Genomic DNA, 25,808 nt, shown 5'->3' on the forward strand with positions numbered 1-25,808 from the left:
TCGGGGAGATTTTTTTCGGCATTTCCCAGAAATTTTGTCCGGGAAAGCCTATAGACATTTTTTAACCTTTAGGTATATAATAATGTTAGGGTCAAAAAGTCTTTTGCCCCTGATATCATATAATGGGAAAAGACAGAAAAGATGCGGCGCGACACCCATTTTGAGAAATCTGCCAGAGCCTTTTTCAAACGTGCTCCAGGGCAGGTATCGATAGCGGGAAACAGCCGCAAATAAAGAAACAGGAGAAACAATTATCATGACGAAGATCAGAACCAGATTTGCACCAAGCCCTACAGGCAGAATGCATGTTGGAAATTTACGAACCGCGTTATACGCATATCTTATTACCAAGCATGAAGGCGGAGATTTCATCCTCCGTATTGAAGATACAGACCAGGAGCGCTATGTAGAGGGCGCTGTTGACATTATTTACCGCACCATGGAGAAGACAGGCCTTCTTCATGACGAGGGACCGGATAAGGACGGCGGATACGGACCGTACGTACAGAGCGAGCGCCAGGCACAGGGCATTTACCTGAAATATGCCAAGCAGCTTGTAGACCAGGGAGACGCTTACTACTGCTTCTGCCAGAAGGAAGAACTGGAGAGCATGAAGCGCGTAGTTGCAGGCAAGGAGATCTCTATCTATGACAAACGCTGCCTGAAGCTTTCCAAGGAAGAAGTACAGCGCCGTCTGGATGCAGGCGAGCCCCATGTAATCCGTTTCAACATGCCTACAGAAGGAACAACCACCTTCCATGATGTAATCTACGGAGACATCACAGTAAACAACGAGGAGTTGGAGGATCTGATCCTGATCAAATCCGACGGATACCCAACCTATAACTTTGCCAACGTTGTAGACGACCATCTGATGGGAATCACCCACGTAGTAAGAGGAAACGAGTACCTTTCTTCCTCTCCAAAATACAACCGTATTTACGAAGCCTTCGGATGGGAAATCCCTACCTACGTACACTGCCCGCTGATCACAGACGAGACACATGCCAAGCTGTCCAAGCGTTCTGGACATTCTTCCTACGAGGATCTTCTGGACCAGGGATTCGTTTCCGAGGCAATTGTAAACTACGTTGCACTTCTTGGATGGAGCCCGGCAGACAATAACGAGATCTTCAGCCTCCAGGAACTGGTTGAGAAATTTGATTACCACCACATCAACAAGTCCCCGGCTGTATTTGATATCAACAAGCTTCGCTGGATGAACGGCGAGTATATCAAGAAAATGGATCCGGACGTATTCTATGAGAAAGCACTTCCATACATGAAGCAGGTTCTCACAAAGGACTTCAACTTTAAGAAGATCGCAGGTATGGTTCAGACCAGAATCGAGACCTTCCCGGATATCCCGGCGCTCATCGATTTCTTTGAGGCTGTTCCGGAGTACGACGCATCCATGTACTGCCACAAGAAAATGAAAACAAACGAAGAGACTTCCCTTACCGTACTCAAGGAAGCTCTTCCGGTTCTGGAGGCACAGGAGGATTACACTAACGATCCGCTTTTCGCTTCCTTAAGTGAATTTGTCAAGGAGAAAGGCTACAAGAACGGTTATGTAATGTGGCCGCTTCGTACAGCTGTTTCCGGCAAGCAGATGACTCCTGCAGGCGCTACTGAGATCATGGAGATCATCGGCAAGGAGGAGACCCTCCGCCGTGTAAACGCAGCTATTGAAAAGCTTGAAAATCTGTAATGAAAAGAAATCCATCTCAATTAAGAGCAATCGCTCACCTGTCAGGACCTATGATGGTTCTGGCAGGCCCCGGTTCGGGGAAAACCTCAGTGATCGTTGAAAGAACTGCATATATGACTGGTGAGGGCAAAATACCCGGATCCTCTGTTCTTGTTGTGACCTTTTCCAGGTCTGCTGCCAGAGAAATGAAGGAGCGCTTCCTGAAATTTACAAGACAGGTCTCTACGGATGTGACCTTCGGAACCTTCCACGGCGTGTTTTACGGCATTTTAAAGCATGCCTACGGGCTTGGCGCGGGAAATATTCTCTCCGAGGAGGAAAAGTACGCCATTTTGAAGGAAATGACCCTGGAATACGGACAGGAGCTGGCCCAGGAAGGGGATTTCCAGGAGGATGTGGCAAAGGAGATCAGCGTGGTAAAAGGAAACCGGATCGCCCTGGATCACTATTATTCCTCCTGCTGCCCGGATGATGTGTTCCGGCAGATTTACACAGGCTATCAGAAAACCCTGCGTGAAAGGCGGAAACTGGATTTTGATGACATGCTTCTTTGCTGTTACCAGTTGTTTGACAGGAGAAAGGATATTCTGGCAGCGTGGCAGAATAAGTTCCAGTACATTATGGTGGATGAATTCCAGGACATTAATCACCTCCAGTACGACATTGTGCGTATGCTGGCAAAGCCAAGGGACAATCTTTTCATTGTGGGGGATGACGACCAGTCCATCTACCATTTCCGCGGCGCCAAGCCGGAAATCATGCTGAACTTTACCAAAGATTATCCAAAGGCAGAGACTGTGCTTCTGAACATCAATTACCGCTGTACCAAAAACGTGCTTCAGGCTGCCATGAACGTGGTGGACTGCAACAAAAAACGTTTCCAGAAGCAGCTGTCTACTCCAAATGAACAGGGAAAGCCTGTGCGCATGATGGAGTTTGACAATCCAAGGGAAGAGTATATGAGAGTTTCCGCTTTTCTGAAAAAGCGCCTGGATGCAGGGGAAGACCTGGAGGATACGGCAGTTCTTTTCCGCACCAACCAGGAGGCAGAGGGGCTTGTAGGCGCCCTGATGGAGTATCAGATTCCTTTTACCATGAAAGAACAGCTGCCCAATCTGTTCCGCCACTGGATCAGCCGGAATCTGATGGCGTACCTTGAGATGGCAGCAGGAGACCGAAACAGAAAGACGTTTCTGGAAATCATGAACCGCCCGAACCGCTACATTGCAAGGGATGCCCTTACATCTGCTACTGTTTCTTTTGATGCCCTGCAGGAATTTTACAAGGACAAGGACTGGATGTGCGACCGGATCACCACCCTGGAAACCCATCTTCGGATCCTTTCCACCCTGGCACCTTATGCGGCTGTGAATTTCATACGAAAGGGAATGGGCTACGAGCAGTACTTAATGGAGTATGCCCAGTACCGGAAAATCCGCCCGGAGGAGCTTCTTGAGGTCCTTGACCGGATCCAGGAGAGCACCAAGGGGATGAAAACCCTGGAAGAGTGGCAGGCCTACATTGAGGATTACACAAAAAAGCTTGCCGAGCAGGCGAAAAAGCAGGAAAAGAAACGGGAGGGAATTGTGGTGTCCACCCTTCATGCAGTAAAGGGCCTTGAGTACGACAAGGTTTACATTATGAATGTAAATGAGGGCAGCATCCCCTACAAAAAGGCGGTTCTGGAGGAAGCCCTGGAAGAGGAGCGCAGGCTTTTCTATGTGGGAATGACCCGTGCGAAAAAAGAACTGACCCTGTGCTATGTGAGACGGCAGTATGAGAAGGAAAGAGACCCATCCAGATTTCTGGAGGAAACCGGTCTGTAATATTTCCCCTTGTAAACACCAGGAATATAAAGTATAATGTGGAATGTTGTGCGAAACAGTACAGCATTGCAGCAAATGAGAAACAGAACCATTTGTCTGCCGTGAAAAGGCAGGCAGTGACCAGTTGCAAAAAGCAGTGGAGATAAATGACGAAAAAACTGAAATGGAGAAACCGCTTATTCTGGATCCGGATCCTGATCATGATCCTGGTCCTTGCGGGTTCTTACTGCGCTTATGCGTTTATATACAGAGGAAGAAATGAGCCGCCTGCCAAGCGGAAGGTTACCAACCAGGAGGCGGCCTATTACACCTTAAGAGGGCAGATCCAGATGCTTTCCCAGAAGGAAGAGCTGATGGCATTTGCCTTTGATGATCGGAAAAAAGAGCGGGAATACGGAACCTATATTATTCCCGGATTGAAATCAACCAGAACCCTTCTTACCAGCGAGGGTGATATGCCGGCCATGTGCACCACTATGACGCCTCAGGGGCTGGCTGTAACGGAAGACTATGTTTTTGTAAGTGCCTACTGTCATGCGAAGAAGCATAACTCTGTGATCTACATGATCGATAAGGAGTCACACAGATTTATTAAAGAAATTGTTTTGCCCGGACAGCCTCATGTGGGCGGTCTGGCCTATGACAGCGAGCACCAGATTCTGTGGTATTCCTCCAATACCCAGGAGCTTGCCCAGGCGGTAAGCCTTACCATGGAATCCATCAAGAATTATGACTATGATAAGAGCCAGCGTCCCATTGCGACCAACCAGATCGCCAGCCTTTACGGAATCGTAAGGGATTCCTTTATGACCTTTTATGAGGGTTGCCTGTACGTTGGCTGTTTTACTAAATATACGGAAAGCGCCATTGCAAGATACGCAGTGGACGATGAGGGAAATCTGATCAATACCATGGATGAGGGACTTGGAATGAACTTCGAGATGGCAGTGCCTCTTGATTATTCCACCATCTCCGAGCAGGCACAGGGAATGACCTTCTATAATGACAAGCTGCTGTTGTCCCATTCCTTTGGAATTCTGCCTTCCCGCGTGGTATTTTACGAGAAATCCGACAAGCGTCTTTACGTAGATGAAAATTCAGCCATCAGCTATCGTTTCCCGGAGCGGATCGAGCAGATCTTTGTGGACGGGGACGATCTGTATGTGCTGTTTGAATCCGCTGCCTATGCATACAGCGCAGCATCCGTGAATATAGTGGACAGGGTATTAAAGCTGAGCCTTCCAAGAATGGAAGAATACCAGAAAAGTACCCAGAACTCTGTAAGCCAGTACTAGAGCTTTTTTCAAACACGTTCTAATGTGCATGAATCCGGGATTGTCCACATATATTAAAATTGAGAGGTGATACAAGATAGAAGCAGAGCAGATCCAGAACCTGTTTGCAGGCAATATCCGCAGACTGTTGATAAATGCAGACCTTGATTATGACAAAATATACGAGATCCGCCTGAGAGTGGGGCGCCCCCTGTTTTACACCTATGACGGCGGTGAGGGGTTTCTCACTGACGAGGACGGCAAATATGTGGTGACCCGGGAAGATTTAAAGGAAACCATGGAGTACGTAAGCGGCTACTCCTTGTATTCTTATGAGGATGAGGTCCGCCAGGGCTTTCTCACTGTTCAGGGCGGCCACAGGGTAGGCGTTACCGGAAAGGTAATCCTGGATGGAAATGAGATCCGGGGAATGAAATATATTTCCTGCATCAATGTGCGCCTTGCCCATGAGGTGGTAGGCTGTGCAGACCCGGTGATGCCTTACATCCGAAAAAGAGACTGGGTGGCCCACACTCTGATCGTTTCCCCGCCAAGGGGAGGCAAAACCACTCTGCTTCGTGACATTATCCGCCAGCTCAGCAACGGGAAAGAAAAATTCCCGGGAATGACAGTGGGAGTTGTGGACGAGAGAAGTGAGCTTGCAGGGTCCTATCAGGGCGTTCCCCAGAATGACCTTGGCATGCGCACCGATGTGCTGGACGGCTGTCCCAAAGCGGAAGGCATGGAGATGCTGATCCGTTCCATGTCCCCGGCAGTTGTAGCTGTAGATGAGCTGGGACGGGAAGAAGATTTCAAGGCCGTGGAATCGGTGATCCACAGCGGCTGCAAGGTGATTGCAACAGCTCACGGCAATTCCATTGAGGATGTGATCCAGCAGCCCTTATTTGAAAATCTGGTGCGAAGACGGGTGTTTGAGCGCTACATTTTCCTGGATAGGGGAGATCATGCAGGAACCATACAGGGAATCTATGACAGAAACGGGAGGCGTTGTTGAAAACAACAGGGATCATTCTGATCATTTTTTCAGGAACCGGTCTTGGGCTTTGCAAAAGCATGGAGTTGTCTGGAAGACTGAAAATACTGGAGAGGCTGGCTCAGCTTCTTCTGCTGTTAAAGGGAGAAATCCGCTGCACGGGAGCTTCTCTTGAGGATGCCTTTTTAGATGTGGCGAAAAAGATGCCGGGAGAGTACAGGCTGTTTCTGGAAGAGACGGCCGGAAGGATCGGGGAGAGATCCGGCATTGCCTTTGAAGTTATTTTCCGGGAATGTGCCTTTAAGTGCCTGCCTATGGAGAAAATTTCGCCGGAAGAGCAGGAGTGCTTTCTTTCTCTTGGTGAAAAGCTGGGATATCTGGACAAAGAGATGCAGGTGGCGCAGCTGACCCTTCTGGAAGAGGAATTAAGGGAACGGATCCGGGAACTGAAAAGCGGGATGCCGAAGCGGCAGAAAATGTACCAGAGCATGGGAATTCTGGGCGGGATTCTGCTTGCTGTGCTGATGTGGTGATGCCAGAAAGGAGGAGCCCTTGGAAGTCAGTATTATTTTTAAAATTGCTGCTGTAGGGATCCTGGTCTCTGTACTTTCCCAGGTGCTCAAGCACAGCGGCAGGGAGGAACAGGCATTTCTGGTCAGTCTTGCGGGACTTCTGGTGGTGCTTTTCTGGATCGTACCTTACATTTATGAGCTTTTTGACAGTATTAAAAAATTGTTTGAGCTATAGGTGGAATATGGACATTATAAAAATTTCTTTATTAGGCGTATGCGGTGTGATGCTCGGCTTTCTCATGAAAGGAACCAAACCGGAATACGCCTGTTTTATTACTGTGGGGATCGGGCTTGTGATCATGGGACTTGCTGTGGGAAAAATCCGGTATCTGTTTGAATCCCTGGGGAAAATCCAGGAAGCCCTGCCTGTGGATACGGAATATATTTCCACTCTGGTAAAAATGGTAGGAATCACCTACATCGGGCAGTTTGCTTCCGGAATCTGCAAGGACGCCGGGTACAGCACCACAGCGGTCCAGATCGAACTGTTCTGCAAGCTGTCTGTGATGGTTCTGAGTATGCCTGTGCTTATGGCGCTTCTTCGGACCATTCAGGAGTTTATGGTATGAGACCTAGCGGTGGGAGAAGGAAAACGGATTGGCGCAGAATCGTTTTGGGCTTGCTGCTGGCGCTGTTTTGCGGGCAGTTCTGCTCCAGGCAGGTAAGTGCCATGGAAGAGAGAAAGCAAAGTAATTCCTATGGGCTGCAAACGGAAAAGGATGCAGATGAGACCAATGCTGGAACGGTTTCGGGAACTTCAGATCCGGTTTCCCAGGAACTGGTTTCGGACATGTCCTTTGAGCAGGTTCAGAAGCTGATGGACGAGATGCTTGGGGAAGAGAGTTTTTCCATGGAAACAGCTCTGAAAAATATGATAAGCGGGGAAACTGTATTTTCAAAAGAGGCGGTGCAAAGCTTTTTGCGCAGCCTCTTTTTTGATCGATTGGAGCAGGAACGGGCCAACTTTATGCGCATTCTTCTGCTGGTGCTGGCGGCCGCCTTGTTTTCCAATTTTGCGGCAGTGTTTGAAAATGGGCAGATCGGGGATGTGAGCTTTTATATGATCTATCTTCTTTTGTTCACGATCCTGATGAACAGCTACCAAAGTCTTGGGATTTCCCTGGGAAAACAGCTGGACTGGCTGACCCAGTTTATGAAGGGACTTGCCCCTGCCTATTTTGTGGCGGTTTCCGCGGCAAGCGGGGCATTGACTGCCACTGCTTTTTATCAGGGAGTGCTGCTTCTTGTCTGGCTTGTGGAATGGCTGCTGCTCACCCTGATCCTGCCGGGAGCCAATTTGTACGTGCTTCTTTGCCTGGTAAATCATCTGTCAAAGGAGGACATGCTCAGCAAAATGGCAGAGCTTCTGGAAACCTTGATCAGCTGGAGTCTGAAAACCATGCTGGGGGCTGTGCTTGGGCTTCAGGCTGTGCGGGGGCTTGTGGCGCCTGCCATGGATGCCATCAAGCGGACTGCCATCGGCAAAACAGCGGGAGCCATTCCGGCAGTGGGAAATGCGGTGAACGTGGTGACAGAGCTGATTCTCACTGGTGCCCTTCTTGTGAAAAACTGCCTGGGCGCGGTGGCTGTGGTGGCTCTTCTTCTGGCTGGTGCAGGACCGGTGATCCATTACGGCGTACTTTCCCTTAGCTACCGTTTCCTTGCCGCCGCGGCCCAGCCGGTGTCAGATAAGCGGATTGTGGGCTGCCTTGGAACCATGGGAGAAGGGTGCGCCATGCTCCTTCGGATCATGATCACGGCGGAGGTGATGTGCATCCTTACCTTTGTGATTCTGATGGCGTCTGTTGGTGGGTAAATATGGAGTTATTGCCGATAGGCGGTCTGTTTGGGGAATGCAGCAGAAGCCAGTCAGGAAGGAGGTGTGCTATGAAGGAAGCCATCTATAGCTGGATCAAATGTCTTGCCATCTTTTACATTCTTCTGACCATGCTTCTCCACTTAGTCCCAACAGAGAAATACCAGCGCTATGTGCGTTTTTTCATGGGCCTGGTTCTCATGGTCATGCTGGTCACGCCCGTGCTTTCCCTTTTGGAAAAAAGCCGTCAGCTGCCAGACAGTTTTTCGGGACTTTACCAGCAGGAAGAGCAGAAGCGCCTGGAACTGGAAATGGAGAATCTCCAGAAAAACCTGCTGGAAACAGGAATGGAGGAGCAGCTTGGAGAAAATATTCTGGAAAGTTTGCAAAAGAATGGCATAGAAGTCCTGTATTGCGAAGTACATATAGAAGGGGAGCTTTTAAAAGCCTCTGTATGGACCAAAGAGGTGCCGGATGAGGATCTTGAGGGGAGGATAAAGGATGAACTTGGAAAAGAATGGGGAATCCGGGCTGAAAACTGTGAGATCCTTTCTGGGGAAGATGGGAACCAGACAGTGGGTGATCCTTCTTCTTCTGGGACTGCTTCTGACAGTGATCGCACTTCCGGTGTCCGATAAAAAAGGGGAAAAAAGTTCGGGGAAAGGCCAAAGCACCGGGATTTTTACAGATACTGCTTCTGACGATGCAGAGGTACAAAGAACTGCACTGGAAGAAAAGCTGGAGGACCTTTTGTCAAAGGTTGAGGGTGTGGGGGAAGTGCGCGTAGTACTGATGACAGGGGAGAATCCGGACAGCCAGAGCTTTTACAGCTCGGGAAAGGAAACTGTCACAGGGGTGCTGATCGCAGCCCAGGGAGCCGACAATTCTGTTGTTTCCCGGAATATTGTAGAGGCAGTTATGGCATTATTTCAAGTAGATGCCCATAAGATTAGAGTAATGAAAATGAAATGAGGAGAGGTAAAGTGAAAAAGATTCTGAAAAAAAACCAGGTAATCATTACTTCGCTGGCGGTTCTGATCGCAGTTGCCGGATACCTGAATTTCGCGGATGTGGATCTGGGATTTAAGGATCAGGCGGCAAGCACGGACGGCAGCAGTATCCTGGAAGATGTGGATTATGACCTTACCGATGAAACAGCCCTTCTGGATGAGAACGGGGCAGATGGCTCTCTTTCGGATGTGTCGGATCAGGCAACCAGCACACCTGGGGAAGCTGTACTTACGGCTGCGTCGGATTTTGCAGCCCAGGCCAAATTGTCCAGGGAGCAGATCCGTTCCCAGAACAAGGCAGACCTGCAGGCGATCATCAACAACCAGGAGCTTGGAGATGACCAGAAGCAGGAGGCAGTCAGCACCATGGTATCCATGGCGGACCTGACGGAAAAGGAATCTGCTGCAGAGCTTCTTCTGGAGGCAAAGGGCTTCGAGAACGTGATCGTCAACCTCACCGGGGAAACGGCAGACATCGTAGTGCCGGAAGCAGACCTAAGCGATGCCAAAAGGGCACAGATCGAGGACATTGTAAAGCGCAAAACCGGAATCGCCCCGGAGAACATTGTGATCACGCCGCTGAACGAGAGCATGGAAGACTCTGCAGATGAGACTGCATCCATGTCAACATCTGTAGATATCGATGACGATACCCCTTGATGATACCATTCACTGGTAATATTCCGCGAGGTGTTTTTTGTGAACAAAGTTCACAGAAAACCCGAGAACTTCGGCGCGAAATCATGCAAAGCATGATTTCTGTGCATCGCGAAGCGTGTTACTGTGCACGAAGTGAACAGTAACCCCTTGACAGTGCGGTATTCCGTATAATAGAATAGGAATGCTGTAAAAAATTAGGAACGCATTCATGAAGCGTGCCGCCGCAAGCGGCATATATAGATCAATAGGAGGCTAAACGTGTCGAAGTATACGAAAGAGATAGAAAAAAGAAGAACCTTTGCCATTATTTCCCACCCGGATGCAGGTAAGACCACTCTTACAGAGAAATTCCTGCTGTATGGCGGAGCCATTAATCTGGCCGGAAGCGTAAAAGGAAAGGCAACGGCCCGCCATGCAGTATCAGACTGGATGGAAATTGAGAAGGAGAGAGGTATTTCCGTTACTTCTTCCGTACTGCAGTTTCATTACGACGGATATTGCATCAATATCCTGGACACCCCCGGACATCAGGACTTCTCAGAGGATACCTACCGTACCCTGATGGCTGCGGACTCCGCAGTTATGGTAATTGACGGTTCCAAAGGTGTTGAGGCCCAGACCAGAAAGCTGTTCAAGGTCTGTGTAATGAGACATATTCCTATTTTTACCTTTATTAACAAAATGGATCGTGATGCCAACGACACCTTCGATCTTCTGGATGAGATCGAGAAGGAGCTTGGAATCGCAACCTGTCCTATTAACTGGCCAATTGGTTCCGGTAAGAAATTCCGCGGTGTTTACGACCGCAACACTAACAAGATCCTGACCTTCTCCGATACCCAGAAGGGTACCAAGGAGGGAAGCTTCGAGGAGATTTCCCTGGATGATCCTCACGTGCTTGAGGTGATGGACCCGGAGCAGAAGGACCAGCTTCTTGAGGAAATCGAGCTTCTGGACGGCGCAAGCGCAGAGTTTGATCAGGAGATGGTAAGTAAAGGAGAACTGACTCCTGTATTCTTTGGATCAGCTCTTACCAACTTTGGTGTGGAGACTTTCCTGGAGCATTTCCTGAAAATGACCACATCCCCTCTTCCAAGAATGGCAGACTGCGGCCTTGTAGATCCTATGAGCGATGATTTCTCCGCTTTTGTATTTAAGATTCAGGCCAATATGAACAAGGCACACCGTGACCGAATTGCCTTTATGCGTATCTGCTCCGGCAAATTTGACGCTTCCCAGGAGGTTTACCATGTGCAAGGCGAGAAGAAGATGAGACTTCTCCAGCCCCAGCAGATGATGGCAGAATCCCGCCATGTGGTAGATGAAGCTTATGCAGGAGATATTATCGGTGTCTTTGACCCGGGTATTTTTTCCATTGGTGATACCATCTGTGCACCGGGAAATAAATTTGCTTTCGAGGGAATCCCGACTTTCGCACCGGAGCATTTTGCAAGGGTAAGACTTCTGGATACCATGAAGAGAAAGCAGTTTGTAAAGGGCATCAACCAGATTGCGCAGGAAGGTGCCATCCAGATTTTCCAGGAGCTTTACGGAAATATGGAAGAGATCATTGTGGGCGTTGTAGGTGTGCTTCAGTTTGATGTTTTGAAATATCGTCTGGAAAATGAGTATAACGTGGAGATCCGCCTGGAGAACCTGCCTTATGAGCATATCAGATGGATCGCAAACAAAGAGGAAGTCAATGTGGACAAGATCGCGGGAACCTCTGATATGAAGAAGGTTACCGACCTGAAGGGCAATCCGCTGCTTTTGTTTGTCAATGCATGGAGCGTGGGCATGACAGAGGATCGAAATCCAGACTTAATATTAACAGAATTCAGTAAATAACTCTTTTCATTTTTGCGGCATTTTGCTATAATAGGAATACTTAGATGGTTCGCAGCTGTGGATGTGTGAAGCAGCTGCGATGGATTAAACCTAGGAGGTTTTGAAATATGGCAGAGAAGAGAACAACATATAAGATACAGGATCTTGAGGGAATCGGCGAGGTTCAGATCGCAGATGAGGTGGTTACTATTATTGCCGGACTTGCAGCTACAGAGGTAGACGGCGTTGCTTCCATGGCAGGCAACATTACCAATGAGCTGGTAAGCAAGCTTGGAATGAAGAATCTTTCCAAGGGCGTGAAGGTAGAAGTTCTGGACGGCGTTGTAACCGTTGATCTGACACTGAACATTGAGTACGGCATGAACATCCTCGAGACCAGCAAGAAGGTCCAGGAGAAAGTCAAGGCAGCCATTGAGAACATGACCGGCCTTGAAGTGGCAGACGTCAATATTCATATTGCAAGCGTAGATATGGAGAACGAAAAAGGAAAGTAAACCTTTCCTTTTTTTACTATGACTTTCATAGTAAAAAAAATAAAAATGTCTGCGTCAGCAGACATTACCCTGTAATTATCCGGGAGTCATAAATAGGAGGAACCATGAGAAGAAGGGAACAGAGAGAACACATTTTCAAGCTGCTTTTTATGAGCGAATTCAATTCACAGAAAGAGATGGAAGAGCAGCTTGCTTTATACTTTGCTGATATTGAGAATCTGGAAGAGAAGGATAAGGAATACATCAGCAAAAAATATATGAACATTATGAACCATACCGATGAGCTGGATGCCAAGTTAAACGGCATCAGCATGGGATGGAAGACCAGCCGTATGAACCGCGTAGACCTTACCGTGCTTCGTCTGGCTGTCTATGAGCTGGAATATGAGAAAGAAGAAGTGCCTGTAGGAGTTGCCATCAATGAGGCAGTAGAGCTGGCCAAATGCTTCGGCTCCGAGGAGTCCGGCGCATTCGTAAACGGTATCCTTGGCAAGATCGCCAATCCGGATAAGAAGGTTGCTGCAAAGAAATCTCCTGCCAAATCCCAGGAGAAATCCCCTGCAAAACCGAAGTCCGGCTTCAAGGTGAAGGATTCGTCCAAGACCATCGTTGTCGTGAACTCCAATGTGAGATCCAAGGCACCGGAAAATAAGAATGAATAATGTATATTCTGTAGCGCAGGTAAACCGTTATGTAAAGAACATGTTTACCCAGGACTATTTTTTACAGAATATTTATGTAAAAGGCGAGGTATCCAACTGCAAATACCACACAAGCGGCCACATTTATTTTTCCCTGAAGGACGAAAGCGGTACCTTAAGCTGCATTATGTTCGCTGGCTCCCGCAAGGGACTGGCTTTCCGCATGAAGGACGGGGACAAGGTTGTGGCAGGCGGCAGGGTGGACGTGTATGAGAGGGACGGACGCTACCAGTTTTATGCCAGGGAGATCACCCTGGAAGGGGCAGGTGCCCTTTATGAGCGCTTTCTTGCCCTGAAGCAGGAGCTAGAAGACATGGGCATGTTTGCACAGGAATACAAGCAGCCTATTCCGGAATTTGCCCGCAGGGTGGGAGTGGTTACTTCCCCTACAGGTGCAGCCATCCGGGACATTGCCAACGTTTCCACCCGGCGCAATCCATTTGTCCAGACCATTCTTTATCCTGCACTTGTGCAGGGGGAGGGGGCGGCTGCCAGTATTGTAAAGGGAATCCAGATGCTGGATGAAGCCGGCGTGGATGTGATCATTGTAGGCCGGGGCGGCGGTTCCATTGAGGACTTGTGGGCTTTTAATGAGGAAGAGGTGGCAAGGGCAATCTTTGAATGCCGTACGCCAGTGATCTCCGCAGTGGGTCACGAGACCGATTTTACCATTTCGGATTTTGTGGCGGATCTTCGTGCACCCACTCCGTCAGCAGCGGCTGAACTTGCTTATTTTGACTGCAGAAGCTTTCTGTATGCCATGCAGGGCTACCAGGAGCGAATCGAACGTGCTATATGGAACCGGATCGATGTGAATCGGGCGAAGGTGGAGCGTTACCAGACACGCCTTCAGTACCTGAATCCGGAGAGCAGGTTAAGAGACCAACAGCAGTATGCGGCGGACATGCAGGAGCGGATTTCCTCTGCTATGGAACAGAAGATAAAGGATAAAAGACACAGACTGTCTCTGTATCTGGAACGGTTTTACGGACTTTCCCCACTTCGCAAGCTGAATCAGGGCTACTCCTATGTTTCAGATGAGAAGGGAAAGACCGTCACATCTGTTTCCCAGGTAAAACAAGGGGATAGTCTGCTGGTTTATGTGACAGACGGCACCATCCGTGCCGCTGTTCAGGATACAAGAAAGGAGGAGCGGGACGATGGCTGAGAACCAAAAAGAAGAGAAAACTCTGGAGGAGGCATTTTCAGAGCTGGATGTTCTGGCTGACAAGCTGGAAGACCGTGAGACCTCTCTGGAGGATTCCTTCCGGCTTTACAAGCAGGGAATGGGGCTTCTGAAATTTTGCAATGACAAACTTGACACTGTGGAAAAGAAAATGCTTCAGATGAATGAGGATGGTAGCCTTGGTGAATTTTCAAGATGAATTAAAGAAAAGAACAGAAGAGATCGAAGCTGTGTTAAAGTCCTATCTTCCTAGGGAGGAGGGCTTTGCCAAAACTATGGCACAGGCCATGAATTACAGTGTACTGGCAGGAGGCAAGCGTCTTCGCCCTATGCTGATCCTGGAGACCTGCAGAATGTTTGGCGGTGAGGACAAGCTGGCTTATCCTTTTATGGCGGCTATGGAGATGATCCACACCCATTCCCTGGTCCATGATGACCTGCCTGCTCTTGACAATGACGATTACCGCAGGGGGCGTCTGACCACCCACAAGGTTTATGGGGAAGCAATGGGCGTTTTAAGCGGCGTGGCACTTCTGAACTATGCCTATGAGGTGATGCTGACCGCTTTTGATCTGGCTGAGGACGAGAAGGCCAGAGCGCGTGTGATCAAGGCGCTGAAGGTAATGTCCCACAAGACCGGACTTTACGGAATGCTGGGCGGCCAGAGCGTGGACGTGGAAAATGACGGCAAGCCTATGAGCCGTGAAATGATCAACTATATTTACGAGAACAAAACTTCTGCCCTGATCGAAGGCTCCATGATGGCAGGCGCCATTCTTGGCGGCGCTTCAGCAGAAGAAGTGGCTGTGGTGGAAAAGGCAGCTTCCGGAATTGGACTTGCATTTCAGATCCAGGACGATATCCTGGATGTGACAAGCACTGCCGAGGAGCTTGGAAAGCCTATCCACAGCGATGAGAAGAACCATAAGACCACTTACGTGACCCTGATGGGAATCGAGAAGGCGTCACAGCAGGTGGCAGAGCTGTCAGAGGAAGCGGTGAAGCTTCTGGAAGGGCTGAATAAGAAAAATGAATTCCTGTTTACCCTGGTGAAGGAGCTGGTGGGACGCAGGAAGTGAAAGAAGGATACAAATGATTCTGGAGAAAATAAAAAAGCCCAACGATATTCACAAGATTCCTCTGGCGGAATTTCCGCAGCTGGCTGATGAAATACGAAGCTTTTTGATTGAATCCGTCAGCAGGACAGGAGGACATCTGGCATCCAATCTTGGCGTGGTAGAGCTTACACTGGCACTGCATAATGTACTGGATTTTCCAGATGACAAGCTGATCTGGGATGTGGGGCACCAGGCTTACACTCACAAGATCCTCACTGGCCGCAAGGACGAATTTGAGACTCTGCGCAAGGAAGGCGGCTTAAGCGGTTTTCCAAAGCGTGGAGAGAGCAGCTGTGATTCCTTTGATGCAGGGCACAGCTCAGATTCCATTTCCGCAGGCCTCGGCTATGTGAGAGCCAGGGATATTCTGGGTGAGAAATACCATGTGGTTTCTGTGATCGGAGACGGAGCCCTTACCGGCGGAATGGCATATGAAGCCCTTAATAACGCAGCGGAGCTGGAGACGAACTTTATCATTATCCTGAATGATAACAATATGTCCATTTCCCCCAATGTAGGCGGAATGTCCCACTATCTTAGCGCCATCCGTACCGCAGAGGCGTACACCGGAATGAAAATGAGCGTTAACAAGGCTGTGAAGAAGATTCCACATGTGGGAACTGCCATGGTGGATGCCGTGCGAAGAACCAAAAGCAGCATCAAGCAGTTGTTTATCCCGGGAATGCTTTTTGAGAATATGGGCCTTACCTATTTAGGACCTGTAGACGGGCACAATATGCGCCAGATGATGCGTCTTTTCAATGAAGCCAAGCGTGTGAAAGGACCAGTTGTGGTTCATGTGCTTACAGAAAAAGGCCGGGGCTATGAGCCGGCCAGACGCAATCCGGATATGTTCCACGGAATCGGGCCTTTTGATGTGAAGACAGGCAGACCTACGGAGCAGAAGTCCTGTCCGGGATATACAGATGTGTTTTCTGAGGCGCTTTGCCAGGAGGCAGAGGAAGAGAAGAAACTGGCTGCCATCACAGCAGCCATGCCGGGAGGAACCGGGCTTAAGAAGTTTTCCCAGAGGTATCCGGACCGTTTCTTTGATGTGGGAATTGCGGAGGAGCATGCGGTTTCCTTTGCCGCAGGACTTGCCCTTGGGGGCGTGGTTCCGGTTGTGGCAATTTATTCCTCCTTTTTGCAGCGCGCTGTAGATCAGATGCTTCATGATGTGTGCATGCAGAAGCTCCATGTGATTTTCGCAGTGGACAGAGCGGGACTGGTAGGGGCTGATGGAGAGACCCATCAGGGGAATTTTGATATTTCCTATCTTGGCATGATGCCGGGAATGACGGTCATGGCGCCAAAGAACGACTGGGAGTTAAGGGAAATGCTGCATTTTGCAGTGAAGGCCGAAGGCCCGGTGGCAATCCGCTATCCAAGAGGAAATGCGTACCAGGGAATGAAGGAGCATCAGGCTCCCATCTGCCTTGGCAAAAGCGAGGTTTTAAGAAATGGAAGCCAGATCGCGGTTCTGGCCATTGGAAGCATGGTGGAGGTCTGTCAGAAGGTCTGCGAGAATCTCAGAAACGCAGGCAGTGATCCGACCTTTGTGAACGTGCGGTTTGTGAAGCCTATGGACACAGAGCTTTTGGATCAGCTGGCGAAGAACCATGATCTGATCGTAACCGTAGAGGAGAATGTGCAAAACGGCGGATTCGGGGAGCATGTATGCAGCTATATGGAAGAACACCATCCAGACTGCCATGTGCTGCCAGTGGCAATCCCGGATCGTTTTGTTGCCCACGGCGGCGTTGACAGCCTGAGAAAGCAGCTTGGGCTTTGTCCGTTTGCCATTACCGAAAGAATTAAGAATTACCGGAAGGAATAAGAGAATGAAGAAAAGATTGGATATGATGCTTGTGGAACGCGCTCTTGCACCTTCCAGAGAAAAAGCAAAAGCATACATTATGGCCGGACAGGTTTATGTGGACGGCCAGAAAGAAGATAAAGCAGGCTCCATGTTTGCAGATACCGTAAAGGTAGAGGTCAGGGGCAATACCCTTCCCTATGTCAGCCGCGGCGGTCTGAAGCTTGAGAAGGCCATGAACGAATTTGATGTGAGCCTGTCCGGCAAGGTCTGTATGGACGTTGGTGCATCCACCGGCGGCTTTACAGACTGCATGCTCCAGAACGGCGGCGTCAAGGTGTATTCTATTGATGTGGGATACGGACAGTTAGACTGGAAGCTTCGCAATGACCCAAGAGTGATCTGCATGGAGAAAACAAACATCCGTTACGTAGTGCCGGAGGACATTCAGGAAAGACCTGCTTTTTCCTCCATCGACGTTTCCTTTATCTCCCTGACCAAGGTACTGCTCCCTGTGAGAAATCTGCTTACCGAGGACGGCGAGATCGTCTGCCTGATCAAGCCCCAGTTTGAGGCTGGCAGGGAAAAGGTTGGCAAAAAAGGGGTTGTCCGCGACCCTGCCGTTCATGAGGAAGTCATCGAGAAGGTAAGGGATTACGCCATGAGTATTGCCCTTGAGCCATGTCACCTTTCTTTTTCCCCGATCAAGGGACCGGAGGGAAATATTGAATACCTTCTTCATCTGAAGAAAAGACCGGAAGGAACCCAGGTTCCGGACAGCCTGACTGTGAAGGTGGAGGATGTGGTCGCACAGGCTCACGGAGCACTGGACAAACCGGGAGCAGCGAACTAAAACCAGTTATGAATAACTTTTATATTATAACCAACAGTGAAAAAGATAATAATCTGGAATTTACCAATCATGTGGTAGATTACCTTGGAAAACGGGGCGAACACTGTGAAGTGCAGCTTGCCGGACGGCAGGAGGAAGGTCCGTTCCACTATACAGACCCCAGGAAAATCCCGGAGGAAACACAGTGTATTATTGTGCTTGGCGGTGACGGAACTCTTCTGCAGGCCGCCAGGGATATTCAGGCAGCCCATGATGAGAAGCGCAGCCAGATTCCTCTTCTGGGTGTGAACCTGGGCCATCTTGGCTTTCTGGCAGAGGTGGACCGGCAGTCTGTATACCAGGCACTGGATAAACTGATCGCAGATATTTATGAGGTGGAGGAGCGGATGATGCTGTCTGGTACGGTATACCGGAATGGGGAAGCCATCGGGGAAGACATTGCCTTAAATGACATTGTTATTTCCAGGGAAGGCTCTCTTCGTGTGGTAAGGTTCAAGAACTTCGTCAATGATGAGTATCTGAATTCCTACAACGCAGACGGCATTATTATTTCCACACCTACAGGCTCCACAGGATACAGCCTTTCTGTAGGCGGTCCCATTGTTTCCCCAAGCGGGGAGATGACCATTATGACGCCCATTGCACCCCACACCCTGAACACCAGAAGCATTGTTTTTCCGGCGGAGGATGTGATCACAGTGGAGATGGGCGAGGGACGCCACAATGACTGCGAGAAAGGACTGGCATCTTTTGATGGGGATTCCGAGATTCCCATGATCACAGGAGACAGGATCGTGATCCGCAAGGCTGAGGTGAAGACCAGGATTCTGAAGCTGAATCACCTGAGTTTTGTTGAGGTGCTGCGCCAGAAGATGAGGGACAGCTGATCAGAGTGTGCCCCAAAATCATTCCCGCAATCTGCACGCCCCACTTTGCGGTATATGGCAGAACGGATATCATTTTGAGACAATTGCAGATCATCTGAGAATTGGACGGATATCTGCAGGGAGGTTGAGACGTGAAATTAGCAAGACATGAAAAGATTATCGAACTGATTCAGGAATATGACATAGATACACAGGAAGAGCTTGCAGCCAGATTAAATGAAGCCGGTTTTAAGGTGACACAGGCAACGGTTTCACGGGATATCCGTGCCCTGAAAATGACCAAGGTTGCAGGAAAGGACGGGAAATCCCGTTATGCGATCCTGCAGGACACACAGCCAGGACTGGGAGACCAGTACACAAGGGTGCTTAACGATGCCATTGTCTCCATTGATGTGGGACAGAATCTTGTGGTGATCAAGACCGTTACCGGAATGGCAATGGGAGTTGCCACTGCCCTGGATGCCCTGAAGTGGCCGGAAATCCTGGGCTGCATCGCAGGAGATGACACCATCATGTGCGCCTGCAAAAGCACCGAGCTGGCCGAAGGCGTTATGGAGAAGCTTGGCGGTATTTTGAACAGAAGATAAAAAGGGACGATTTGGCCAAAAGAGTTTGGAACGTTTCCGCAAAAAATAAATCGGGCAGGAATTTCCTGCTCGATTGTTGTCTGAAAAAAGCATTATCTGAAACAGCTGCCGCCGATTGTTTTTGAGGGTTTGGCTTTGGCAGCATAATATGAGCGAATCGTAAGGAGGTCAGCTTTGTTAGTACATTTACACGTAAAAAACCTTGCACTCATAGATGAAATTGAAGTGGAATTCGGGCCTGGACTTAATATCCTCACTGGTGAGACCGGTGCTGGTAAGTCCATTCTTCTTGGTTCCATGCAGCTGATCCTGGGAGGAAAGACATCCAGAAGCATGATCAGGGAAAATGCTCCCTATGCGCTGGTGGAGCTTTTGTTCCAGGTGGAGAATACGAAAGCAAAGGAGGCGCTTGCCGCACTGGATATTTACCCGGAGGACGGACAGGTATTGATGTCCCGGAAGATCATGGACGGCAGGAGCATCAATAAGATAAATGGGGAGACAAGTACGGTAAGCCAGATGAAGGCTGCAGCGGCATGTCTTCTTGACATTCACGGACAGCATGAGCACCAGTCCCTTCTTTACGAGGAGAAGCAGCTGGAGATTCTGGATGCCTACGGCCGTGAGAGGATTTTCCCGGAAAAAGAAAAGGTGAAGGCAGCCTATCAGGAATACCGGAAGTGCCAGGCAGAGTTGAAATCCCTTGATATGGACGAGGAGCAGAAGAACCGGGAGATGGCTTTTCTGGAATTTGAGATTAATGAGATCGAGAAAGCAGCCCTGGTTCCGGGGGAAGATGAGGAACTGGAGAAGCAGTACCGGAAGCTTTCCAATGGACGGAGAATTATCGATTCCCTCCAGAGTGCCCACGCCCTTACCGGGTATGACGGTCAGGGAGCGGGAGAAGCTGTGGGAGAGGCTCTTCGTGAGCTTTCCAGAGTGACGGAGTATGATGATCAGCTGGAATCCCTTTCCCAGACTTTAAGCGAGGTGGACGGGCTTCTCAACGACTTTAACAGGGAACTGTCCTCTTATATGGATGATATGACTTTTGACGAATCTGTTTTTTATGAGACAGAGCGCCGTCTGGATCTGATCAATGGCCTAAAAGCAAAATACGGACAGCGGATCGAGGAAATCCAGGAATACCAGAAAAAGCAGCAGGAGAAGCTGACGAAGCTTCAGAAATATGAGGAAATTTTTGAGGCAGCCAAGGCGGAATTAGTTAAGGCCGAGAAGAAGCTGGAAGCAGCCTGCGGCCGTCTTTCTGAAGTGCGAAGGGAATACAGCCATCAGTTGGAGGAAAAGGTGATCCAGGGCCTGAAAGATTTGAATTTCCTGGATGTGCAGTTTGCCATCACCTTTGCCAGAAGAAGCAGCTTCACAGACAACGGTTTCGATGAGATTCAGTATGAGATTTCTACCAACCCAGGGGAGACCTTGAAGCCTCTTGGCAAGATCGTATCCGGCGGTGAGCTTTCCAGAATCATGCTGGCGTTGAAGGCAATCCTTGCCGACCGTGACCAGATTGAGACTCTGATCTTCGATGAGATCGACACCGGAATCAGCGGCCGCACCGCCCAGAAGGTATCCGAGAAAATGGCAGTGATTGGCCACCACCATCAGGTACTCTGCATCACCCACCTGCCCCAGATCGCAGCCATGGCAGATTCCCATTTCGAAATCGAGAAGCAGGTAGAAGGCACCAAGACCACCACCCAGATACATACCCTGGACCAGGAGTCCTCCATCCGCGAACTGGCCCGCCTGTTAGGCGGCGCCCAGATCACCGACGCCGTCCTCGAGAACGCAAGAGAGATGAAAAAGCTGGCAGGAGAGTGCAAGGCAGGTCTGTAGAAATACAGAACTCTTTTCATATTGGAACAGATAGAGATACTTGCAAAATGCAGGTATCTCTATTTTTTTACTTATTTTTCAGAAGAATTTTTGCAGCGGTCGGTTTCTCTTTTTATGGCATAAAAGGTTACATGTGCTTCTTCGTCTGTCAGCGGGATGTTAACCCGGTCTGGGTAGCCATCCTGGACGGCGGCGAGAGCCTGTTCTTCTCCCATTACGATCCGAAGACCGTGGAGTGGTTTATGTCCATTCTGTAAAAAGATAATGGAATAAGGTTCCTATGAAATTAGGCCCGCCAGCCTGGAGTGTGCGAAACAAACTTCGGGCTGGCGGGCTTTTACTGTTTTTTTGAGCATTTATGTGTCCAGCATATTTTCAATAAAAATCCCATATCCGCTTGCCGCATCCTGAACGAAAACGTGTGTGATGGCGCCCACTACCTTGCCGTTTTGCAGCACCGGGCTGCCGGACATTCCCTGGACGATGCCGCCGGTGGTGTCGATAAGCTCAGGGTCTGTTACCTGGATTACGAAGCTTTTGTTGGAGTCCTCGTGGTTCATATCGATTCGGGTGATTTTGGCGTCATATTCCTTCACGCCGTCACCTACGTTGCACAGGATAGAGGCAGGACCGACTTGAAGTTCCTGCTTGTATCCGATTTTCATTTTTCTCAAAGCGATTGACTGCTGGGAATCACTGCCGAAATTCCCCGTAAAATTTCCATAAATTCCATTCTCACTATTAGAGTTAATTGTCCCGATCACATTATCATTCCGATACCGTATCAGCCCAGAAAGCTCTCCGGGCTTTCCCTTGGCACCTTTTTGCACTCCGAGAATCTGCGCGCAGTAAAGCTTTCCGCCCTTAATAGAAAGAAGATTCCCGGTATCCACATCACTGATCCCATGTCCCAGTGCACCGAATTTTCCATTCTCTGTAACAAAAGTCAAAGTTCCGATTCCCTGGGTATCATCCCGTACCCAGATGCCGAGCTTGTATTTGCCCGAAGAATCCTGCACAGGCGTGAGAGACACCGGAACCAGGCTGTTTTCCCTTCGGATACTCACCGTAACCGCGCTGCCGTCCAGATCCTTCAGATCGTCAATCAGGTCCTGCTTGCAGGATATTTTCTGCTGGTTCAGGGCAACAATATAGTCACCAGGCTTCAGAAGATTTTTCGCAGGATCCTGAATCTGTCCGTCGCTGGAAAGAATTTCCCCGGTGTCGATCACCAGCACGCCCGAGGTTTCCATGTAAATTCCCACGCTGCTCCCGCTGACCAGAATGCTGTCCGCCTCCGTGGGTGTCACTTTGATATCCTTAAAATGTATTTTCCCCAAAAGCGTGCAGGGCAGCTGATAGCTTCCTTCTCCCGACACCGTAATGGTATCCCCGAAAGAAACAAAAGGGATCCCGGAAAGACTGGAAAAATCCAGTCCCGAATTTCTGTCAATGTGGATTTCATCCGGAATTTTCCGGTCCAGATAACGATAGCCGAGAAATACCACTGCAAGAAGATCCAGGACCAGACAAAACAGGATAAAATGTCTGTATTTTCGTTTCTGGTTCATGTCTGTCACATCCTTTTCTTTTGTTTGTCAGATCAAATGAAGTTAGGGTCAAAAGGTTTTTTGTCCTTAACTTGATATCTGCTTCTTCGATTCTTTTTTAGTATGTGGGAAAATCATAATTTCAGTCTTGTATTTTTATGAACGGATTCCATTTCTTTCAATCATAAAATGCGAAAAATGACAAACAAAGGTTAAAATGAGACACTGTGGGGAATGCTGTCACATTATAAAATTTAATTGGGAAAATGCCTTTTTTCTGTCTGGAAAATGAGCAAAAAACCTCGAAACAAATCGAACGAAAATCCAGTAAAATCGGCAGTTTCGGCTTGATTTCCCCATGGCTGTTCCACTATAATAGACGTTGTTACAGCAAAGGAAAATTTTTCTGAAAAATGTGCAAGAGCAAACAGGGCCCAGATGTTTTGTACAAGCAATCATAGGATGCCGGACTGGTAGAAAGTGACTTTTTACCCCGGCATCAATATATCTCCGACAGAAGCCTGTTGGAGGATTTTCGAAATAGGAGGAGAATAGCCTCATGGAAAAATTGAATGTGGCAATCGCAGACGACAATGAGAAAATGGTGGAAGTACTAAGCAGGATCATTGATCAGGACGAGGATCTGAAGCTGGTTGGAAAAGCACATAACGGAGAAGAAATCTGTAATATTATAAAAGAAAAGCAGCCGGACGTGGTTGTTCTGGATATTATCATGCCCAAGCTGGACGGGCTTTCTGTAATGGAACGGTTAAGTCATGACGACAATCTGAAAAAGGTTCCCTCTTTTATCGTAGTTTCTGCTGTGGGACAGGAACGGATCACAGAGGATGCTTTTGATCTTGGGGCGGACTATTTTATGCTGAAGCCCTTTGACAACAAAATGCTTCTGAACCGGATCAAGCACATCCGCCGGGCTGGAGAACGCCGGATGAAGGAAGTGAACCGCCCCAGAAAAAGAGAAGAGGAAGGTACATACAATCCCGGAAATCTGGAAACGGACGTGACGGACATTATACATGAGATCGGAGTTCCCGCCCATATCAAAGGCTATCAGTATCTGCGGGATGCCATTATTTTATCCGTAAATGATATGGAAATGCTGAACTCCATTACCAAAATTCTCTATCCCACCATAGCCAAGCGTCACCAGACCACCCCAAGCCGTGTGGAGCGTGCCATCCGCCACGCCATCGAGGTAGCCTGGAGCCGGGGAAAAATGGACACCATTGACCAGTTATTTGGCTACACAGTAAGTAATGGGAAGGGAAAACCTACTAATTCTGAATTTATTGCCCTGATTGCGGATAAAATCCGGCTGGAATATAAAAATCGTTCTTTCCAATAGGAGGAAAATAGGGTATAATGTAATCTATCAGAAGCTATTTGCTATTACTAAGGAGGGTTTTTTGAATGAAAAGAATTCTTTTTGCAACATCAGAAGCAGTGCCTTTTATTAAAACCGGGGGATTAGCTGACGTTGCTGGCTCACTGCCGAAATGCTTTGATAAACGCTATTTTGACATTCGCGTAATTTTACCGAAATATGCCTGCATGAAACAGGAGTGGAAGGACAAAATGGAATATGTCACACACTTCTACATGGATCTGGGCTACAAGAACTGCTATGTAGGTGTTCTACAGATGGAATATGACGGTATCCAGTTCTACTTTATAGATAATGAATATTATTTCAGCGGCCCGAAGCCGTATGACAGCGCTCCGTGGGATCTGGAGAAATTCGCATTCTTCTCCAAGGCAGTGCTCTCCGTACTTCCGGTGATCGGCTTCCGTCCTGATATTATCCACTGCCATGACTGGCAGACAGGCCTTGTTCCTGTTTACCTCCATGACAGCTTCCAGCAGAATCAGTTCTTCTGGGGAATCAAGACCATTATGACCATCCACAATCTGAAATTCCAGGGCGTGTATGATGTGAAGACCATCAAGGAGATTACCGGACTTTCCGATTATTACTTTACACCGGATAAGCTTGAGGCATACAAGGACGGCAATTTCCTCAAAGGCGGTATCGTATTTGCGGATGCGGTTACCACTGTAAGCAATACCTACGCAGATGAGATCAAGACACCGTTCTACGGCGAGGGACTGGACGGACTGCTCCGCGCACGTTCCAACAGCCTTAGAGGTATTGTAAACGGTATTGACTACACAGATTTTAACCCGGAGACAGACCGCAATCTGACTGCATGCTACAATGCAGCTACCTTCCGCAAGGAGAAAGTGAAGAACAAGATCCAGCTTCAGAGGGATTTAGGCCTTGAGGAAGATCCGAAGGCCATGATGATCGGTATCGTTTCCCGTCTGACAGACCAGAAGGGATTTGACCTGATCGCCTATATTATGGATGAGCTTTGCCAGGATTCCGTACAGATCGTGGCACTTGGTACAGGTGATGAGCGTTATGAGAATATGTTCCGTCACTTTGACTGGAAGTATCATGGCAAGGTATCTGCACAGATTTATTATGATGAGAGCATGTCCCACAGAATCTATGCAGCTTCCGATGCGTTCCTGATGCCGTCTCTGTTTGAGCCATGCGGCTTAAGCCAGCTGATGAGCCTTCGTTACGGAACACTTCCAATCGTCAGAGAGACAGGCGGTCTGAAGGATACTGTAGAGCCGTATAATGAGTTTGAGGGAACCGGAACCGGCTTTTCCTTCAGCAATTATAATGCACATGAGATGCTTACTACAATCCGCTATGCAGAGCGTATTTTCTATGATAAGAAGCGCGAATGGAATAAGATGGTGGATCGTGCAATGGCAAAAGACTTCTCATGGGGTAATTCCGCACGTCAGTACGAAGAGATGTACAACTGGCTCATCGGAGAATAAAATCTGTACCAATGAAATTTCTGGAAGCAGATTCGGTACATAATAAGATGAAAAATCGGACATATTACCTTTTGTAAGGTGTCCGGCTCAGGATACAGGAGAATGGATTTTCTCCTGTATTTTGTTTATACGGGTTTTGGACAAGGTCATGAAGGAACTGTACTTATATGG

The 25,808-nt window shown here is 48.6% G+C and carries 26 protein-coding genes; 24 read left to right on the plus strand and 2 right to left on the minus strand.

The window, feature by feature from the left end:
- The first annotated feature begins 256 nt into the window (after nucleotides 1–256).
- The 22 genes from gltX (at nucleotide 257) to recN (ending at nucleotide 21,210) form a co-directional block, all read left to right on the plus strand.
- On the plus strand, nucleotides 257–1,711 hold the full coding sequence (gltX, locus tag DWZ38_RS08350; RefSeq protein ID WP_117851554.1) for a glutamate--tRNA ligase: 1,455 nt from the start codon (nucleotides 257–259) through the stop codon (nucleotides 1,709–1,711).
- Nucleotides 1,711–3,537 (plus strand): ATP-dependent helicase, encoded by a 1,827-nt coding sequence (locus DWZ38_RS08355; protein WP_117851556.1) that lies wholly within the window; start codon nucleotides 1,711–1,713, stop codon nucleotides 3,535–3,537. Before gltX ends, DWZ38_RS08355 begins: the two co-directional genes overlap by 1 nt.
- Before the next feature lie 146 nt (nucleotides 3,538–3,683).
- A complete protein-coding gene (locus DWZ38_RS08360) occupies nucleotides 3,684–4,832 on the plus strand; it encodes a hypothetical protein (RefSeq protein WP_021924297.1) in 1,149 nt (382 codons plus the stop codon).
- Nucleotides 4,833–4,923: 91 nt separating this feature from the next.
- Nucleotides 4,924–5,826 (plus strand): stage III sporulation protein AA, encoded by a 903-nt coding sequence (gene spoIIIAA, locus DWZ38_RS08365; protein WP_330385693.1) that lies wholly within the window; start codon nucleotides 4,924–4,926, stop codon nucleotides 5,824–5,826.
- Nucleotides 5,823–6,338, plus strand: coding sequence for a stage III sporulation protein AB (locus tag DWZ38_RS08370; RefSeq protein ID WP_243000204.1), 516 nt, complete (start codon nucleotides 5,823–5,825; stop codon nucleotides 6,336–6,338). The genes spoIIIAA and DWZ38_RS08370 overlap by 4 nt, the downstream gene beginning before the upstream one ends.
- Nucleotides 6,339–6,357: 19 nt before the next feature.
- Entirely contained in the window at nucleotides 6,358–6,552 is a 195-nt protein-coding gene (spoIIIAC, locus tag DWZ38_RS08375; RefSeq protein ID WP_021924294.1) for a stage III sporulation protein AC, read from the plus strand.
- A gap of 7 nt (nucleotides 6,553–6,559) precedes the next feature.
- Nucleotides 6,560–6,946 (plus strand): SpoIIIAC/SpoIIIAD family protein, encoded by a 387-nt coding sequence (locus tag DWZ38_RS08380; RefSeq protein ID WP_117851564.1) that lies wholly within the window; start codon nucleotides 6,560–6,562, stop codon nucleotides 6,944–6,946.
- Complete coding sequence (locus tag DWZ38_RS08385; RefSeq protein ID WP_117851567.1) at nucleotides 6,943–8,193, plus strand: stage III sporulation protein AE; 1,251 nt, start codon at nucleotides 6,943–6,945, stop codon at nucleotides 8,191–8,193. The genes DWZ38_RS08380 and DWZ38_RS08385 overlap by 4 nt, the downstream gene beginning before the upstream one ends.
- Before the next feature lie 71 nt (nucleotides 8,194–8,264).
- Nucleotides 8,265–8,831 (plus strand): stage III sporulation protein AF, encoded by a 567-nt coding sequence (locus DWZ38_RS08390; protein ID WP_178105301.1) that lies wholly within the window; start codon nucleotides 8,265–8,267, stop codon nucleotides 8,829–8,831.
- Nucleotides 8,755–9,165 carry a hypothetical protein gene (locus tag DWZ38_RS08395; RefSeq protein ID WP_243000205.1) on the plus strand — a complete coding sequence of 137 codons (411 nt, stop codon included), beginning with the start codon at nucleotides 8,755–8,757 and terminating at the stop codon, nucleotides 9,163–9,165. Before DWZ38_RS08390 ends, DWZ38_RS08395 begins: the two co-directional genes overlap by 77 nt.
- An 11-nt stretch (nucleotides 9,166–9,176) precedes the next feature.
- Complete coding sequence (locus DWZ38_RS08400; RefSeq protein WP_021924289.1) at nucleotides 9,177–9,863, plus strand: SpoIIIAH-like family protein; 687 nt, start codon at nucleotides 9,177–9,179, stop codon at nucleotides 9,861–9,863.
- A 258-nt stretch (nucleotides 9,864–10,121) separates the two neighbouring features.
- Entirely contained in the window at nucleotides 10,122–11,711 is a 1,590-nt protein-coding gene (locus tag DWZ38_RS08405) for a peptide chain release factor 3 (RefSeq protein WP_117851571.1), read from the plus strand.
- 107 nt (nucleotides 11,712–11,818) lie between these two features.
- Nucleotides 11,819–12,205, plus strand: coding sequence for an Asp23/Gls24 family envelope stress response protein (locus DWZ38_RS08410; protein ID WP_021924457.1), 387 nt, complete (start codon nucleotides 11,819–11,821; stop codon nucleotides 12,203–12,205).
- A 104-nt stretch (nucleotides 12,206–12,309) separates the two neighbouring features.
- Complete coding sequence (gene nusB, locus DWZ38_RS08415) at nucleotides 12,310–12,867, plus strand: transcription antitermination factor NusB (protein WP_021924456.1); 558 nt, start codon at nucleotides 12,310–12,312, stop codon at nucleotides 12,865–12,867.
- Complete coding sequence (gene xseA / locus DWZ38_RS08420) at nucleotides 12,860–14,074, plus strand: exodeoxyribonuclease VII large subunit (protein WP_117851574.1); 1,215 nt, start codon at nucleotides 12,860–12,862, stop codon at nucleotides 14,072–14,074. The genes nusB and xseA overlap by 8 nt, the downstream gene beginning before the upstream one ends.
- Nucleotides 14,067–14,291 carry an exodeoxyribonuclease VII small subunit gene (gene xseB, locus DWZ38_RS08425; protein ID WP_021924454.1) on the plus strand — a complete coding sequence of 75 codons (225 nt, stop codon included), beginning with the start codon at nucleotides 14,067–14,069 and terminating at the stop codon, nucleotides 14,289–14,291. Before xseA ends, xseB begins: the two co-directional genes overlap by 8 nt.
- On the plus strand, nucleotides 14,275–15,171 hold the full coding sequence (locus DWZ38_RS08430; RefSeq protein WP_117851740.1) for a polyprenyl synthetase family protein: 897 nt from the start codon (nucleotides 14,275–14,277) through the stop codon (nucleotides 15,169–15,171). Before xseB ends, DWZ38_RS08430 begins: the two co-directional genes overlap by 17 nt.
- A gap of 13 nt (nucleotides 15,172–15,184) precedes the next feature.
- The gene (gene dxs, locus DWZ38_RS08435) at nucleotides 15,185–17,047 is read left to right on the plus strand and encodes a 1-deoxy-D-xylulose-5-phosphate synthase (RefSeq protein WP_117851576.1); all 1,863 of its coding nucleotides are present in this window, start codon (nucleotides 15,185–15,187) and stop codon (nucleotides 17,045–17,047) included.
- A 4-nt stretch (nucleotides 17,048–17,051) separates the two neighbouring features.
- Nucleotides 17,052–17,879 carry a TlyA family RNA methyltransferase gene (locus DWZ38_RS08440; protein WP_117851578.1) on the plus strand — a complete coding sequence of 276 codons (828 nt, stop codon included), beginning with the start codon at nucleotides 17,052–17,054 and terminating at the stop codon, nucleotides 17,877–17,879.
- An 8-nt stretch (nucleotides 17,880–17,887) separates the two neighbouring features.
- Nucleotides 17,888–18,766: an NAD(+)/NADH kinase gene (locus DWZ38_RS08445; RefSeq protein WP_117851580.1), complete on the plus strand. Its 879-nt coding sequence runs from the start codon at nucleotides 17,888–17,890 to the stop codon at nucleotides 18,764–18,766.
- Between the two features lie 131 nt (nucleotides 18,767–18,897).
- Nucleotides 18,898–19,353 (plus strand): arginine repressor, encoded by a 456-nt coding sequence (gene argR / locus DWZ38_RS08450; RefSeq protein ID WP_021924449.1) that lies wholly within the window; start codon nucleotides 18,898–18,900, stop codon nucleotides 19,351–19,353.
- 174 nt (nucleotides 19,354–19,527) lie between these two features.
- Nucleotides 19,528–21,210: a DNA repair protein RecN gene (gene recN / locus DWZ38_RS08455; protein WP_021924448.1), complete on the plus strand. Its 1,683-nt coding sequence runs from the start codon at nucleotides 19,528–19,530 to the stop codon at nucleotides 21,208–21,210.
- Nucleotides 21,211–21,281: 71 nt separating this feature from the next.
- Here recN and DWZ38_RS22195 read toward each other — a convergent pair whose 3' ends face one another.
- The gene (locus DWZ38_RS22195) at nucleotides 21,282–21,425 is read right to left on the minus strand and encodes a hypothetical protein (RefSeq protein ID WP_178105302.1); all 144 of its coding nucleotides are present in this window, start codon (nucleotides 21,423–21,425) and stop codon (nucleotides 21,282–21,284) included.
- A 141-nt stretch (nucleotides 21,426–21,566) separates the two neighbouring features.
- On the minus strand, nucleotides 21,567–22,781 hold the full coding sequence (spoIVB, locus tag DWZ38_RS08465; RefSeq protein WP_117851582.1) for a SpoIVB peptidase: 1,215 nt from the start codon (nucleotides 22,779–22,781) through the stop codon (nucleotides 21,567–21,569).
- 538 nt (nucleotides 22,782–23,319) lie between these two features.
- Between spoIVB and spo0A the strand changes: the two genes are divergently transcribed.
- Together spo0A and glgA are read left to right on the plus strand one after the other, a co-directional pair.
- A complete protein-coding gene (gene spo0A, locus DWZ38_RS08470) occupies nucleotides 23,320–24,126 on the plus strand; it encodes a sporulation transcription factor Spo0A (protein WP_021924445.1) in 807 nt (268 codons plus the stop codon).
- A gap of 65 nt (nucleotides 24,127–24,191) precedes the next feature.
- Nucleotides 24,192–25,637: a glycogen synthase GlgA gene (glgA, locus tag DWZ38_RS08475; protein WP_021924444.1), complete on the plus strand. Its 1,446-nt coding sequence runs from the start codon at nucleotides 24,192–24,194 to the stop codon at nucleotides 25,635–25,637.
- The last annotated feature ends 171 nt before the right edge of the window (nucleotides 25,638–25,808 follow it).

The organism is Ruminococcus sp. AF31-8BH, assembly GCF_003460605.1.
Taxonomy (GTDB): Bacteria; Bacillota; Clostridia; order Lachnospirales; family Lachnospiraceae; genus Blautia_A; species Blautia_A acetigignens.

Coding starts and splice junctions, on each gene's coding strand:
- gltX (WP_117851554.1), top strand. CDS start 257: ATGACGAAGATCAGAACCAGATTTGCACCAAGCCCTACAGGCAGAATG.
- DWZ38_RS08355 (WP_117851556.1), top strand. CDS start 1,711: ATGAAAAGAAATCCATCTCAATTAAGAGCAATCGCTCACCTGTCAGGA.
- DWZ38_RS08360 (WP_021924297.1), top strand. CDS start 3,684: ATGACGAAAAAACTGAAATGGAGAAACCGCTTATTCTGGATCCGGATC.
- DWZ38_RS08380 (WP_117851564.1), top strand. CDS start 6,560: ATGGACATTATAAAAATTTCTTTATTAGGCGTATGCGGTGTGATGCTC.
- DWZ38_RS08385 (WP_117851567.1), top strand. CDS start 6,943: ATGAGACCTAGCGGTGGGAGAAGGAAAACGGATTGGCGCAGAATCGTT.
- DWZ38_RS08390 (WP_178105301.1), top strand. CDS start 8,265: ATGAAGGAAGCCATCTATAGCTGGATCAAATGTCTTGCCATCTTTTAC.
- DWZ38_RS08395 (WP_243000205.1), top strand. CDS start 8,755: ATGGGAACCAGACAGTGGGTGATCCTTCTTCTTCTGGGACTGCTTCTG.
- DWZ38_RS08410 (WP_021924457.1), top strand. CDS start 11,819: ATGGCAGAGAAGAGAACAACATATAAGATACAGGATCTTGAGGGAATC.
- nusB (WP_021924456.1), top strand. CDS start 12,310: ATGAGAAGAAGGGAACAGAGAGAACACATTTTCAAGCTGCTTTTTATG.
- xseA (WP_117851574.1), top strand. CDS start 12,860: ATGAATAATGTATATTCTGTAGCGCAGGTAAACCGTTATGTAAAGAAC.
- xseB (WP_021924454.1), top strand. CDS start 14,067: ATGGCTGAGAACCAAAAAGAAGAGAAAACTCTGGAGGAGGCATTTTCA.
- dxs (WP_117851576.1), top strand. CDS start 15,185: ATGATTCTGGAGAAAATAAAAAAGCCCAACGATATTCACAAGATTCCT.
- DWZ38_RS08440 (WP_117851578.1), top strand. CDS start 17,052: ATGAAGAAAAGATTGGATATGATGCTTGTGGAACGCGCTCTTGCACCT.
- DWZ38_RS08445 (WP_117851580.1), top strand. CDS start 17,888: ATGAATAACTTTTATATTATAACCAACAGTGAAAAAGATAATAATCTG.
- DWZ38_RS22195 (WP_178105302.1), bottom strand. CDS start 21,425: ATGGGAGAAGAACAGGCTCTCGCCGCCGTCCAGGATGGCTACCCAGAC.
- spoIVB (WP_117851582.1), bottom strand. CDS start 22,781: ATGAACCAGAAACGAAAATACAGACATTTTATCCTGTTTTGTCTGGTC.
- spo0A (WP_021924445.1), top strand. CDS start 23,320: ATGGAAAAATTGAATGTGGCAATCGCAGACGACAATGAGAAAATGGTG.
- glgA (WP_021924444.1), top strand. CDS start 24,192: ATGAAAAGAATTCTTTTTGCAACATCAGAAGCAGTGCCTTTTATTAAA.